Origin of the sequence: Pseudidiomarina aestuarii (assembly GCF_048263735.1) — a bacterium.
In the GTDB taxonomy this organism is placed as follows: Bacteria; Pseudomonadota; Gammaproteobacteria; order Enterobacterales; family Alteromonadaceae; genus Pseudidiomarina; species Pseudidiomarina aestuarii_B.
In genome coordinates, this window is record NZ_JBLXDX010000002.1 from 364116 (window position 1) to 376599 (window position 12484).

Genomic DNA, 12484 nt, shown 5'->3' on the forward strand with positions numbered 1-12484 from the left:
ATTACCTAATTCTTCGTACTGTTTTGAAACTTCTTCATCCAGCCATGTACTACTTCGGGGTCAACTAGTCGCCCTTCTTTGATGCCTTCGGCAGCGATCTCGGTATCTGCGCATGCACGTTCTTGATCACTTAAAAACCGCGATTGATAGGCATCAATCGCGGCTAATAATTGATTAAATTCAGCTTGCTGGGCAGCTACTGTCGGCGATAACTCACCGAGCCGTTGCATGGCAACAGCGAGCTCGTGATCTGTTTCGATCCTGAAACCTGACAACATACTTCTCCAATAGACAGCAGCGAATTAGCGAATAACAAACTCCATGACGATCCACGGAACGAGAAAGAATACGATGACGAGCACTTTATAGATCGCCATACTCATATAATGCATTTGGTCAAACGATTCACGCGAGAGTGGAAACCACTTCCCGTGCAGGTTGTAGAGCCGTTCCCGAAATGCGGTTAAGACGACAAACCACAGCGCTAATACCCCGTAATTAACAACCCAACACCACAACAACACTTCCTTCCATTCACCCACAGTACTCTCCTTTTTTTGCTGACAGCGTTTGTATCGAATGGAGTATAGTTTGCAGTTTTATGAATTGCTGAAGTAAAGCTGGCATACAAGCTTTCGCGGATTTCAGACAAAAAAAAGCCGCCTGTCGAAACAAGCGGCTGTTTTGCTAGTTGAGTAATCTCAGTTGTCGATTACAACGATCCAAGCGCCTCATTCAACAATGCTGATGGACGCATAGCCTTGGCTACTAAATCTGCGTTCGGCTGGAAGTAACCGCCAATTTCCACAGGTGAACCGTGCACACCATTCAACTGTTCCATAATGGCTTGTTCGTTCTCGGTGAGGAAGTTGGCTAACTTGCCGAAACGAACAGCCAAGTCTTTGTCTTCCGATTGCGCAGCAAGAGCTTCTGCCCAGTACATTCCCAAGTAGAAATGGCTACCACGGTTATCGATTTCACCCAGCTTACGCGCTGGCGACTTGTTGTTCTCAAGGAACTTCGCAGTAGCTAAATCGAGTGCATCGGCAAGCATTTGCGCGCGCTTGTTGTCAGTGCGCTGAGCCAAATGCTCCAACGACGCAGCTAAGGCTAAGAACTCACCTAATGAGTCCCAACGCAAATAGTTTTCTTCAACAAACTGCTGGACGTGCTTCGGCGCAGAGCCACCAGCACCCGTCTCGAACAAACCACCACCATTCATCAATGGCACAATAGACAGCATCTTCGCCGAGGTACCGAGTTCCAAAATTGGGAACAAATCAGTCAGGTAGTCACGCAATACGTTACCGGTAACTGAAATGGTATCTTGACCCGCTTTCATGCGCTGCAATGAGTGCAGAGTCGCTTCCACAGGTGCCATGATTTGCAGATCTAAACCTGCCGTATCGTGGTCTTGTAGGTATTGGTTCACTTTCTTGATCAGCTCAGCGTCATGGGCGCGCTGTGAATCAAGCCAGAATATCGCTGGCATACCGCTTAAGCGTGAACGATTCACAGCCAATTTGACCCAATCACGAATCGGCGCGTCTTTCACCTGGCACATGCGCCAGATATCGCCTTTCTCAACATCGTGTGAGAACACGACTTCGCCAGCACTGTTCAACACTTGAACTGTGCCCGCTGCAGTAATTTCAAAGGTCTTATCGTGCGAACCGTATTCTTCTGCTTTCTGCGCCATTAAACCAACGTTTGGAATAGTACCCATAGTCGCTGGATCGAAGGCGCCGTGTTCACGACAGAAGTCGATGGTCGCTTGATAAACGCCGGCATAGCAACGATCTGGAATCATTGCTTTAGTGTCTTGCTGGCCACCTTGGCGATCCCACATTTTACCTGAATCGCGAATCATTGCCGGCATAGAGGCATCGATGATGATGTCACTAGGTACATGCAAGTTGGTGATGCCTTTGTCTGAGTTAACCATCGCTAATTCAGCTTGTTGGTCATACACCGACTGAATATCTTGTTCAATTTCAGCGCGCTCAGAAGCCGGCAGCTCAGCAATTTTCGCCAACACGTCACCGAAACCATTGGTCGCATCAACGCCCAATGTTTTAAAGGTTTCGGCATGCTTATCGAACACCGATTTGAAGTAAATTTTCACCGCATGGCCGAACATGATTGGGTCAGACACTTTCATCATGGTCGCTTTCAAATGCAATGACAGCAGCACGCCTTCTTCTTTAGCTTTTTGCGTTTCCCGAGCAAAGAACTCTTGCAGCTTGGCAGCACTCATGCGCGCCGCATCAACCACTTCGCCAGCTAATACTTTGATACCGTCTTTCAATACGGTTTGGCCCGCTGGGGTATTCAGAACTACTTTTAACGAATCCGCATTAGCAAACGTAGTGGACTGTTCACTGCCATAAAAATCGCCGTCTTGCATATGCGCAACGTGAGTTTTTGAATCACTAGACCATTTACCCATACGGTGCGGATGCTTCTTCGCGTAGTTTTTTACCGAGGCTGGTGCGCGACGATCTGAGTTACCTTCGCGTAGCACTGGGTTCACCGCACTACCTTTAATTTTGTCGTAACGCGAACGCACTTCGCGCTCTTCGTCCGTTTGCGGATCAAACGGATAATCAGGGAGCTTATAGCCCTGCTTTTGTAATTCTTTGATACAAGCGGTCAACTGCGGAATGGAAGCACTGATGTTCGGAAGCTTGATGATATTCGCTTCAGGTGTTTTGGCCATTTCACCCAGTTCAGCCAAAGCATCACCAATACGTTGGTCTTCGGTTAAATACTCTGGGAAATTAGCAATCACACGGCCAGCCAAAGAAATGTCGCGTGTTTCAATAGAAACGCCAGCAGCCTTGGTAAATGCCTGAATAATCGGCAGCAAAGAATAGGTCGCTAAACGAGGCGCCTCATCGGTTTCGGTATAAATAATTTTTGAACTATCAGTCGAAGTAGTCATTGCTTGCTTAGATCCTAATATCAAAAAAAGTGGGCGGGATTATAGCAAATTAGCTGCGTTCACTCTAGTCGATTAATCTTCTCCTCGACTCTGAAGAAATGCTAAACTCGACGGCAACACAACGGAATGAAGAGATAATCATGGATATCAAAAAATTGGTTTTTGCAGGTAGTGCTTTTGTCTTACTGTCATCTTGTTCACTGCTAACCACCAAACTTGATGGTTCACCGCGCTTTTGGCAATGCTCAGCCGAATCATCATTTGGTCAACGCACGCTCATTACCGACTCCTCAAAATATCAAGCTACAAAACGTGCGCTCGATGAGTGTAATCGGAGTTATGGGCAGTGCAGTACGACAGGCTGTGACCCATTAGAACTATAAATTGAAGAGGAATGCCGCTGTTAAGCGGCTTCCATCGCTTGGAATAGCTCGTCGACCAAAAAGTGGGATTGCTTGTAGACTTGGAAGAGCTCAGGGTCGGCTAAATCGATGCGCTTCATGGCCACCGAATATTCAAAATCCTCGACCGAGCGTAATTGTTCACCTAACTCACCGAAATAGCTCAAAACCGCATCGCGCACTGAACTTGAAATGTTCAATTCATTCACGAATTCATTCTTGTTCACATCAAGTAAGATGTCACAGCCTGACAACAGCCCCACTAAAAACGCAACATCAGCAGCGCGTGAGCCGTGAGCAGATTGACGCATCAATTCGGCGCACATATACGCGCGAGTCAGCACCAATTTGGCGGCTCCCGGTGTGCTGTTGCGCAACGACAGAATGAGCAGCACCCATTTTCGCAATGGCTCCAAGCCAAGCAGCATGACGACTTCACGAACCGATTCAATTTTGCGGGCGACGCCGTAATAAGGACTATTCGCTATCCGCAAGAGATTCACAACTAACACAGGGTCTGTAGAAATAGCAGCGACCAGATCGTAGAGATCCGGCTCTTCACTAAAGAGCTGCTGAATAATCATAGCCTGCTCACCAGCCGCCGATGGAACTTTACGACCTTCAATCACTTTGGGCTTGGCTAAATAAAAGCCTTGAAACAAATCAAAACCTAAATCTTTGTACTTTTCGTAAGTCGCTTCTTCTTCGATTTTTTCAGCGAGCCACAGCACCGGATAATCCCGAAGTGCGTGATAATGTTCGGAGGCTTCTTCGAAAGATGTTTTGGTAATGTCGACCTTAATAATGGTCGCCATTTTTAAAATAGGATCCCATGCCGGATGAAATTCAAAATCATCTAGCGCAAAACGAAAACCTTCGTCCACCCAAGCTCGGATAGCTGCGATGATTTCAGGTGTTGGTTCAATGCGTTCGATGAGTTCGACAATGACATCTTTGGGATTCAACGGCAGAAAAATGCCGGACAATAGAAAATCGGCGGATACATTGATGCAAACCGGCATTTTATAATGCTCAACGTGCTCAATCACACCGGTGCAGAGGTTAAAAAGTAATTCACTAGTGGCACGTTCATCACCAACATCGAGTGCGGATACACCGCTGTCGTGTCGATAGAGTAGCTCATGGGAATAGATATGCCCACGGCGATCATAGATGGGTTGTGCTGCAAAAAGTATCTCGGCCATTTATTGTAATTATTTTACGTCTAGATATGTCATCTTATATAACAAATAAGCGGAAGAAAAAAGGGGTAGATTTGAATCTACCCCTTTTTCTTGCGTCTCGTTTAGTCGACTTTTGGTGTCGTTAAACCACGGCGCTCAAGTAGCGCGTCGACCGTTGGCTCTTGACCACGGAAGTCGATGTACTGTTGCATCGGGTCTTTACTATTTCCTTTAGACAAAATGGTGTCTCGGAACTTCTGACCGTTTTCCAACGTCAGTCCACCCTGCTCTTGCATGTACGCAAACGCGTCAGCGGCAAGAACTTCAGACCACATGTAAGCATAATAGCCAGCTGAGTAGCCACCTGCGAATACGTGTGCGAAAAAGGTTGAGCGATAACGTGGTGGCACGGCTTCTACATCAACACCATTGCGCGCCAGCGCCGCTTCTTCAAAGGCTTGGATATTATCGATAGCTGGAGCATCAGCTGGCAGCGTGTGATATTCCAAATCTAATAAGGCTGCTGCGATGTATTCCAACGTATCAAAGCCCATGTTGAAGTTTTTCGCTGCCATGACTTTCTCAAGTAGCTCAGCAGGAATTTGTTCGTCAGTTTCATGATGACGAGCAAAGTTCGCGAGTACTTTCGGATTCAATGTCCAGTCTTCTTGGAACGTTGATGGAAACTCAACATAGTCACGTGATACCGAGGTACCCGCTAAAGAAGGATACATCACGTCAGAGAACATACCGTGCAACGCATGTCCCATTTCGTGGAACATGGTGCTAACTTCATCAAAGCTCAATAAAGTTGGCTCGCCATCGGGAGCTTTCTGGATGTTCATGTTGTTCAGAATAACTGGTTTGGTGTCTAGTAAGCCTGACTGACCAACAAATGAACTCATCCAAGCGCCACCACGTTTGCCGTCTCGGGTAAACCAGTCACCGTAGAACAAGCCCAAGGTTTCGCCATCCACATCTTTCACTTCATAAACCAAGATGTCATCTGCATAAGTCGGAATATCGTCACGCTTATGGAATGTGATCCCGAATAATTCAGTCATCGCGAAGAATACACCGTCTTCAACGACTCGGTTGAATTCGAAGTACTGCTTCACTTGGTCGCCATCTAACGCGTATTTTTCCGCGCGAACTTTCTCAGCATAGAACGCCCAATCCCAAGGTTTCACCTCGAAATCACCGCCTTCTGCTTCAATCATTTCTTGAATGGCAAGTTGCTCAGCGCGAACGTTAGAAACGACTGCTGGAACTAGGTCACGCAACATATCTTGCGCCGCAGCAGGTTCTTTCGCCATACTGGTTTCGAGCACGTACTGGCCCCAGTTGTCATAGCCCAATAACGCAGCTTTATCAGCGCGCAATTCAGCTAAACGAGCTGCTAGTGGACGGTTGTCCGTTGCAGTGTTACCGGTACCACGATTGGCAGAGGCTTCCCAAATACGTTGACGCAATTCACGATTCTGAAGTGACTTCAGAATTGGCTGACGAGTAGTATTGGTAATTTTGAATGCATATTTGCCATCATGGCCTGCAGAGGCAGCGGTATCAGCCATCTGCTTGATTTGTGATGCGCTCAAACCTGCCAACTCGTCAGCAGAATCAACCACGATCAAGTTTTCATCAGCAAGCTTCATCAGGTTTTGTTGGAATTGGGTGGTCAGCTCAGAGAGTTCTGAGTTGATTGCGCGAATCTGTTCTTTCTCTTGCTCATTAAGCTGTGCACCGGCACGTACGAAACCTTTATAGGTATCTTCAACCAAACGCAGTTCTTCACCTTCGAGCGTGTCACGAGCATCATAAACGGCTTTCACACGAGCGAATAACTCAGGGTTCAAACTGATGTTGTCGCCGTGCTGTGCCATTAACGGTGCCATTTTGGACTGTAAGGTACGCGTGTCCGTGTTACCTGCAGCACCCGCAACGTTATAAAACACAGAAGCGACGCGGCTTAGTAACCGACCTGAGCGCTCCATAGCAACAATGGTATTCTCAAACGTTGGCGCTGCTGGATCATTAACAATGGCTTCAATTTCAGCCATATGCTGTTCCATACCGGCCATTAATGCTGGCTCATAGTCTGCGAAATCAATGTTAGAAAAGTCAGGAGCTTGATATGGCAAGGTGCTGGCTGTGTAAAACGGGTTACTCGCGTTAAATTCACTGCCGCTGGTTTGCATTTGCTCTTGTTGAGCGGTTTCTGACGTTTGTTGTGCTGCTTCTTTGTCTGAACAAGCGGCTACGGTTAGCGCTGCTCCGATAGCAACAGCAATAAGGCTTTTGCGCATCATAATAGGTTCTCCCTGGTGGACTGAATCCAAAGACTGTAACAGACCTTGGCTTCATTGTTATGTGTAATCACGTGCTCTAATGTAACTTTGTGTGACTACGGGCTCAAGAGCTATTCATAGCGTAAATGGTGTGTTTTGACGGATTTCGCAGTAAATAAGTGCTTTAAGCAACAATTTTGATGGGTATTAAAGGTGGTAAGCCGTGCTGAGCGCGAGCTTTATCGCAGAATGGATTTTCGCCTTCGTCGCCGGCTATAAATTCACGGCAAGGCGATGGGCGATTCGCGTAAATGGTGCAACCCACTTGCACGCCAATTTCGCCCTCAAGAGCAACGCAGCGGGGTTGTTTCTGGTTGGTACCTTGCATGCACAGTAGGTGCGGATGAAAAGCTTCGGTGAGTTCTGATGGCACATAGCCGGTCGGAGCGCCAGTAGCTTCGCCCCAATAGAAAGACACACGATATGACGCGCAACAAGCACCACACGTCAAGCAGGCTGAAGCCGAACTCATCGCGCAACACTCCCAACAGGTAAGAAAACTTGTTGAAATGGCGGAGCGGACGGGACTCGAACCCGCGACCCCCGGCGTGACAGGCCGGTATTCTAACCAACTGAACTACCGCTCCAGCTTCCTGATTCGGGACTGACTGGTTAGTCACCCCCTGAATGCGGAGCGAATATTACGAGTGCGCCCTGTCGTCGTCAACCTTTTTTTTGTGCTTTTGTACCGTTTGCCTGAAAAACACACAAAAGAGCCGTTTTTCGTTGCTCGTCCGTTCGCTTCGCTCACTTTTCGAACGTGCTTCGCACTATTCGTAACTGCATTTCGAATAGCGCAGCGGACGAAAAACGAACAACGAATAGCGCTTTTCTTGTTCTAGTAGACGCGGTGCAGTGGACTGGTTACCATAAACTATTCCTCAGTAACCGAGATAACTATGCGGCAAATCGTCCTCGACACCGAAACGACGGGCCTTGATCCAGCGCAAGGTCATCGCATCATCGAAATTGGCGCGGTCGAACTCATCGGCCGGAAGTTAACCGGACAAACCTTCCATTGTTATATCAATCCACAGCGCGTGGTTGAGCAAGAAGCCATTGAAGTGCATGGCATAACAAATGAGTTTTTACAGGATAAGCCGGTTTTTTCGCAGATCTGCGATGATTTCCTCAATTTTATCCGTGGCGCAGAACTCGTTATTCATAATGCGGCGTTTGACGTTGGCTTTATGGATGCGGAATTCAGTCGCGTGAATAAGAGTATCGGCGCAACTCGAGATTTCTGTCAGATCCTCGACACCTTGTTGATGGCTCGCGAGATGCGACCTGGCCAAAAGAATAATTTGGATGCCTTATGTCGAGCCTACAGCATTGATAACTCCAACCGTGAGTTCCATGGCGCGTTACTTGATGCCGAATTGCTTGCGGATGTCTACCTAGCGATGACAGGTGGCCAAACCAAGCTCGAACTGGCAGCAAAATCCGCATCAGCGAATGGCGAAATGGATTCCGGTTGGACGCCATTATCCAACAAACCGAACTTGCGAGTAGTTCGTGCGACAGCTGCTGAAGAACAAGCCCACCAAGAGCGTCTCGCGCTGATTGAAAACGCTCTCTGGCGTAGCTAAGGAAAGCGATTTATGGCAAGTACGGTACACATTTATACGGATGGTTCATGTCTTGGCAACCCCGGCCCTGGCGGTTATGGGGTAGTCATCGAGTATGGCAAACATCACAAAGAACTGGCAGAGGGATTCCAACTCACCACGAATAATCGGATGGAGATGCTAGCGGCCGTTCGCGGACTCGAAGCTCTTACCCGCCCCTGCACCGTGGTGCTCACTACTGACAGTCAGTATCTCAAACAGGGCATCCAAACGTGGATTCATAACTGGAAGCGCAACGGCTGGCGAACCTCGAATCGTAAACCGGTAAAGAATGCTGATTTGTGGCAACAACTCGACGCCGCCTGCCAGCGTCACACCATTCAGTGGGAATGGGTTAAGGGTCACGCCGGACACCCGCAGAACGAGCGCTGTGACGAGCTGGCTCGAACTGCGGCAACTGCGGCTAATTTAAAAGAAGATAAAGGTTTTATTCCGACTGAATCTTAATAATGCTATTCACCACTCACTAGTGGGTATTTCTCAGCTTCCCATGCGTTCATGCCACCTGCCACTGAAATGACCTGTTTAAAGCCCATGCGCTGCAGTGACTCGGCGGCTAGTGCACTGCGACCACCACTGCGACAAATCAAGTAAATGGGCTCGGCAGCCATGCGTTGCAATGCGTCATCATAACCAGCGACGGCTGGATGTTGATGCAATTGCATTTCCAACACACCACGTGGCATGTTGACGGCTTGCCGAATATGTCCAGCGGCGTATTCTGCTGGCTCACGCACATCAATTACGCGAGCGCCTTCAGCAATGCGTTGTTGTAACGCTTGCACATCAACTTCTTCAACATTGGCTTTCGCTTGGGCACAGAGTTCTGCTGCCGTTAACATAATTCGTCTCCTGTTCGATTAGCAACGGGTAAGGTCGCGATACGGGCTTTCGATTGTTTTCGAGTTTTCACCAGAGTCAATGGATACTCTCGTTTGCGCGCCACAATATAGTACATGGCTCCGCATTTCGGTAAAAGCTTAAATAAGCTTTGCATGCCTCGATCAGGGGGATCGAGTTTTTCGATAAGCAAAGTTGGGGCAAAGTAGCCGTGCTCAACCACTTCAAAGTTCAACAAACTGAGCCAATCGCGAATACGAGCTTTCGTAAAATAGCGCCCCGACCACGGAGCTTGGCGCAAATGGCTTGGCCAGAATCCAGTCAATAACGCAGGCGATAGCGGGTTAAAGCCGACATAGAGTAAGTAACCATCGGCGATCAAACTGTGTGTCAGTTCGCGTAAAAACTGATGCGGATCACGCTCAAATTCCAACTGCCCGACCTGCAAAATCGCATCCAAAGCATGCTCCGCGAAAGGCCACTGCGTTGGCTCGGCGCGGACATCAACCTGACCTTGGGGAGCCACCGAAAATTGGTGTTTCACGCGGATGTCTGGCAAATCCACAGCCTTAGCCAAATGCCCTACTCGGGCCATGTGGTAGCCAAAAATTCGATCACTAAAGGGTGCCATCACATGACACACCTGCTGCCGCAGCCATTCACCATGCGCCAACTGCTGCCAAGATGTCGGCGCCTTTGCGGAACTTTCACTTAATGCAGGTTTTAACATCGCACCCTATCACCTGTATACTCGCGAACATTGATGTCTAGATTAGCAGGGTTTGGCTATGCTTGTTACTGCACTACCCGCATTTACCGATAATTACATTTGGTTGGCTCGTGAGCCTGACTCGCAACACGTGGTAGTGGTCGATCCGGGCGATGAAAAGCCGGTGTTGGCGTACCTAAAAGAACATCAACTGACACTCAGTGCCATCTTGATCACACATCATCATTGGGATCATACCGATGGTCTACTGCCGTTGCTGGAGCACTTTGATGTACCTGTGTACGGTCCAGTGAATCCGAAAATTCAAGGCGTGACTCACCGCGTTCAACATGGCGATGTGGTCTCTGTGCCGGGTCTCAAAGAGCCAATGCAGGTGATTGAAACACCGGGGCATACACTCGACCACATCAGCTTTTACACTGCCGGTGCGGTATTTTGTGGTGATACGCTCTTTGCCGCAGGTTGCGGGCGAATGTTTGAAGGCAATCCCGAACAATATTACCAATCTTTACAGCGTCTCGGTGAACTCCCAGAAGACACCAAAGTCTATTGTGCACATGAATATACCGCCGCCAATGTAAAATTCGCTGCTGCGGCAGAGCCAGACAACACTGCAGTGCAGACATTTTCGCAATGGGTCACCGAACAACGCCAACAAAATCAAATCACCCTGCCAACGACCATTGAGCAGGAGTGGCAATTTAATCCTTTTTTACGCGCTCAGTCTGTTGCAGAATTTGCGCAACGACGTCAATGGAAAGATAAGTTCTAATGCCAATGAAGACAGTTCGACTATTCTCACTCTCAGCACTAACCTGTGTATTTTTAGCAGGCTGCTCGATGCTGCCCAGTGACACCTCAGAAACCGCCGACGCAGACGCTACGATTGAGACGTTGGCGCCACTCAAAGAGCAACCAGCGCCAGCACCTGCAAAAATTATTGCCGACCTCGATGCTCAAGAAGAGCCGCCGGAAACTGTGGTCGTCATTGCTCCCCAAGATGAGACCAATATTTGGTTTCGGATACAACGTCAGTTAATGATGGAAGCGCCGGAAGTACCGCGTTTAATCAGTCAACGTGATTGGTATTTGCGCAACCCTGCCTACATGGAACGGGTCGCGAAACGAGCGCAGCCATTCATGCATTTGATTGTTGAGGAAATTGAAAAGCGTGGGATGCCATTAGAATTAGCGCTACTACCTATTGTTGAGAGTGCGTTTGATCCCTTTGCCTACTCACATGGCCGCGCGGCTGGTATTTGGCAATTTATCCCGGGAACCGCTCGTCACTATGGTTTAGAAATCAATTGGTGGTATGACGGTCGGCGTGATGTTCATGCCGCTACGCATGCCGCGTTGGATTATCTCGATGCACTGCACACCATGTTTGACGGTAATTGGCTGCATGCACTCGCAGCTTATAACTCCGGTGAAGGTCGAGTTCGCGGTGCTATTCGAAAGAATAAGAGAGCTGGTAAACCAACCGATTTTTGGTCCCTTGATCTTCCCCGAGAAACACGTGCTTATGTACCTAAGTTACTTGCGCTTGCTGATATCTTGAAACACCATGAAACCTATCAATATTCGTGGGTGCCGATCGATAATCAACCGTATCTTGCCGTGGTACATGCGGACAGCCAAATTGACCTTGCGAAAGCTGCCGAACATGCGGGGCTGACATTAGAACAATTGCATCATTACAATTCAGGCTACAATCGCTGGGCAACAGATCCACAAGGCCCGCACCGGCTTTTGTTGCCGCTGGAGAACGCTAAGCAATTAGAAGCTTGGTTAACGACCAGTGAAGCCAAAGACTGGGTCCAATGGACCCGTCATCGCGTCAAAAATGGTGAAAGCTTACTGGTGATCGCAAAAAAATATCACACCACTGTCGATGCGATTCGTCAGGCCAACAATATACGCGGCTCAATGATTCGTGCTGGTGACCATTTGCTCATTCCAGTCGCTACTCGTGACCTAAAAGAATACAGCCTCTCTGCTGAGCAACGCCTCGCGGATACGCAAGCGACGCCGCGCGGTCAACACAAAATAGAACATCGTGTTGAAGCTGGCGATACGTTGTGGGATCTCAGTCGCAAATACAATGTGAATTTGCGGGCGCTCGCAAAATGGAATGGCATGGCGCCAACCGACCCGTTGCGGCAAGGTCGTGAACTCGTAGTTTGGCTTCCTGAAGATGAGAAGCCGAGCGGTGTCATTCGAAGTCTGAGCTATCGTGTCCGTTCTGGTGATTCGTTAGCTCGCATTGCCAATCGCTTTGGCGTCAAGATTGCTGATATTGAAAAGTGGAATCAGATCAGTCGTCAGAACTACCTGCAGCCGGGCCAACAACTGAAACTCTTTGTTGATGTGACCCGACTGAATTCCCAGTCGTGACGCGTCAGTAAG

At 48.5% G+C, this 12484-nt stretch carries 13 protein-coding genes and 1 tRNA gene; 5 read left to right on the forward strand and 9 right to left on the reverse strand.

Going from position 1 to position 12484, the window contains the following annotated elements:
• Nucleotides 1-5 precede the first annotated feature (5 nt).
• From ACN0S4_RS06355 to ACN0S4_RS06365, 3 genes are all read right to left on the reverse strand, one after another.
• Nucleotides 6-278 carry a hypothetical protein gene (locus ACN0S4_RS06355; protein ID WP_417656871.1) on the reverse strand — a complete coding sequence of 91 codons (273 nt, stop codon included), beginning with the start codon at nucleotides 276-278 and terminating at the stop codon, nucleotides 6-8.
• A 24-nt stretch (nucleotides 279-302) separates the two neighbouring features.
• A complete protein-coding gene (locus tag ACN0S4_RS06360) occupies nucleotides 303-542 on the reverse strand; it encodes a DUF6868 family protein (RefSeq protein WP_417656872.1) in 240 nt (79 codons plus the stop codon).
• 170 nt (nucleotides 543-712) lie between these two features.
• Complete coding sequence (locus ACN0S4_RS06365; RefSeq protein ID WP_417656873.1) at nucleotides 713-2944, reverse strand: NADP-dependent isocitrate dehydrogenase; 2232 nt, start codon at nucleotides 2942-2944, stop codon at nucleotides 713-715.
• A gap of 140 nt (nucleotides 2945-3084) precedes the next feature.
• On the opposite strand from ACN0S4_RS06365, the gene ACN0S4_RS06370 reads away from it, so the two are divergent.
• Nucleotides 3085-3327 carry a hypothetical protein gene (locus tag ACN0S4_RS06370; protein WP_417656874.1) on the forward strand — a complete coding sequence of 81 codons (243 nt, stop codon included), beginning with the start codon at nucleotides 3085-3087 and terminating at the stop codon, nucleotides 3325-3327.
• A gap of 20 nt (nucleotides 3328-3347) precedes the next feature.
• Here the strand turns inward: ACN0S4_RS06370 and ACN0S4_RS06375 are convergent, their stop codons facing one another.
• The 4 genes from ACN0S4_RS06375 to ACN0S4_RS06390 all read right to left on the reverse strand — a co-directional run bounded on the left by ACN0S4_RS06375 (nucleotide 3348) and on the right by ACN0S4_RS06390 (nucleotide 7464).
• The gene (locus ACN0S4_RS06375; protein ID WP_417656875.1) at nucleotides 3348-4550 is read right to left on the reverse strand and encodes an EAL and HDOD domain-containing protein; all 1203 of its coding nucleotides are present in this window, start codon (nucleotides 4548-4550) and stop codon (nucleotides 3348-3350) included.
• Nucleotides 4551-4651: 101 nt separating this feature from the next.
• Complete coding sequence (locus ACN0S4_RS06380) at nucleotides 4652-6835, reverse strand: M3 family metallopeptidase (RefSeq protein WP_417657001.1); 2184 nt, start codon at nucleotides 6833-6835, stop codon at nucleotides 4652-4654.
• 166 nt (nucleotides 6836-7001) lie between these two features.
• Nucleotides 7002-7349, reverse strand: coding sequence for a YkgJ family cysteine cluster protein (locus tag ACN0S4_RS06385; RefSeq protein ID WP_417656876.1), 348 nt, complete (start codon nucleotides 7347-7349; stop codon nucleotides 7002-7004).
• Between the two features lie 38 nt (nucleotides 7350-7387).
• A tRNA-Asp gene (locus tag ACN0S4_RS06390) sits at nucleotides 7388-7464 on the reverse strand.
• A 312-nt stretch (nucleotides 7465-7776) separates the two neighbouring features.
• On the opposite strand from ACN0S4_RS06390, the gene dnaQ reads away from it, so the two are divergent.
• Together dnaQ and rnhA are read left to right on the forward strand one after the other, a co-directional pair.
• On the forward strand, nucleotides 7777-8466 hold the full coding sequence (gene dnaQ, locus ACN0S4_RS06395; RefSeq protein ID WP_417656877.1) for a DNA polymerase III subunit epsilon: 690 nt from the start codon (nucleotides 7777-7779) through the stop codon (nucleotides 8464-8466).
• A gap of 12 nt (nucleotides 8467-8478) precedes the next feature.
• The gene (gene rnhA / locus ACN0S4_RS06400) at nucleotides 8479-8952 is read left to right on the forward strand and encodes a ribonuclease HI (protein ID WP_417656878.1); all 474 of its coding nucleotides are present in this window, start codon (nucleotides 8479-8481) and stop codon (nucleotides 8950-8952) included.
• Between the two features lie 5 nt (nucleotides 8953-8957).
• On the opposite strand, the gene ACN0S4_RS06405 is transcribed toward rnhA, so the two are convergent.
• Complete coding sequence (locus tag ACN0S4_RS06405) at nucleotides 8958-9347, reverse strand: rhodanese-like domain-containing protein (RefSeq protein ID WP_417656879.1); 390 nt, start codon at nucleotides 9345-9347, stop codon at nucleotides 8958-8960.
• On the reverse strand, nucleotides 9341-10075 hold the full coding sequence (locus ACN0S4_RS06410) for a methyltransferase domain-containing protein (RefSeq protein WP_417656880.1): 735 nt from the start codon (nucleotides 10073-10075) through the stop codon (nucleotides 9341-9343). Before ACN0S4_RS06410 ends, ACN0S4_RS06405 begins: the two co-directional genes overlap by 7 nt.
• Nucleotides 10076-10133: 58 nt before the next feature.
• Here ACN0S4_RS06410 and gloB point away from each other — a divergent pair, with 58 nt between their 5' ends.
• Both gloB and ACN0S4_RS06420 read left to right on the forward strand, forming a co-directional pair.
• Nucleotides 10134-10847, forward strand: coding sequence for a hydroxyacylglutathione hydrolase (gloB, locus tag ACN0S4_RS06415; protein ID WP_417656881.1), 714 nt, complete (start codon nucleotides 10134-10136; stop codon nucleotides 10845-10847).
• The gene (locus ACN0S4_RS06420) at nucleotides 10847-12472 is read left to right on the forward strand and encodes a LysM peptidoglycan-binding domain-containing protein (protein WP_417656882.1); all 1626 of its coding nucleotides are present in this window, start codon (nucleotides 10847-10849) and stop codon (nucleotides 12470-12472) included. The genes gloB and ACN0S4_RS06420 overlap by 1 nt, the downstream gene beginning before the upstream one ends.
• Nucleotides 12473-12484 lie beyond the last annotated feature (12 nt).

What these genes read in the sequence shown, in the direction of transcription:
- ACN0S4_RS06405 (WP_417656879.1), bottom strand. Translation starts at nt 9,347, where the DNA reads ATGTTAACGGCAGCAGAACTCTGTGCCCAAGCGAAAGCCAATGTTGAA.
- dnaQ (WP_417656877.1), top strand. Translation starts at nt 7,777, where the DNA reads ATGCGGCAAATCGTCCTCGACACCGAAACGACGGGCCTTGATCCAGCG.
- gloB (WP_417656881.1), top strand. Translation starts at nt 10,134, where the DNA reads ATGCTTGTTACTGCACTACCCGCATTTACCGATAATTACATTTGGTTG.
- ACN0S4_RS06355 (WP_417656871.1), bottom strand. Translation starts at nt 278, where the DNA reads ATGTTGTCAGGTTTCAGGATCGAAACAGATCACGAGCTCGCTGTTGCC.
- ACN0S4_RS06410 (WP_417656880.1), bottom strand. Translation starts at nt 10,075, where the DNA reads ATGTTAAAACCTGCATTAAGTGAAAGTTCCGCAAAGGCGCCGACATCT.
- ACN0S4_RS06375 (WP_417656875.1), bottom strand. Translation starts at nt 4,550, where the DNA reads ATGGCCGAGATACTTTTTGCAGCACAACCCATCTATGATCGCCGTGGG.
- ACN0S4_RS06380 (WP_417657001.1), bottom strand. Translation starts at nt 6,835, where the DNA reads ATGCGCAAAAGCCTTATTGCTGTTGCTATCGGAGCAGCGCTAACCGTA.
- rnhA (WP_417656878.1), top strand. Translation starts at nt 8,479, where the DNA reads ATGGCAAGTACGGTACACATTTATACGGATGGTTCATGTCTTGGCAAC.
- ACN0S4_RS06365 (WP_417656873.1), bottom strand. Translation starts at nt 2,944, where the DNA reads ATGACTACTTCGACTGATAGTTCAAAAATTATTTATACCGAAACCGAT.
- ACN0S4_RS06370 (WP_417656874.1), top strand. Translation starts at nt 3,085, where the DNA reads ATGGATATCAAAAAATTGGTTTTTGCAGGTAGTGCTTTTGTCTTACTG.
- ACN0S4_RS06385 (WP_417656876.1), bottom strand. Translation starts at nt 7,349, where the DNA reads ATGAGTTCGGCTTCAGCCTGCTTGACGTGTGGTGCTTGTTGCGCGTCA.
- ACN0S4_RS06420 (WP_417656882.1), top strand. Translation starts at nt 10,847, where the DNA reads ATGCCAATGAAGACAGTTCGACTATTCTCACTCTCAGCACTAACCTGT.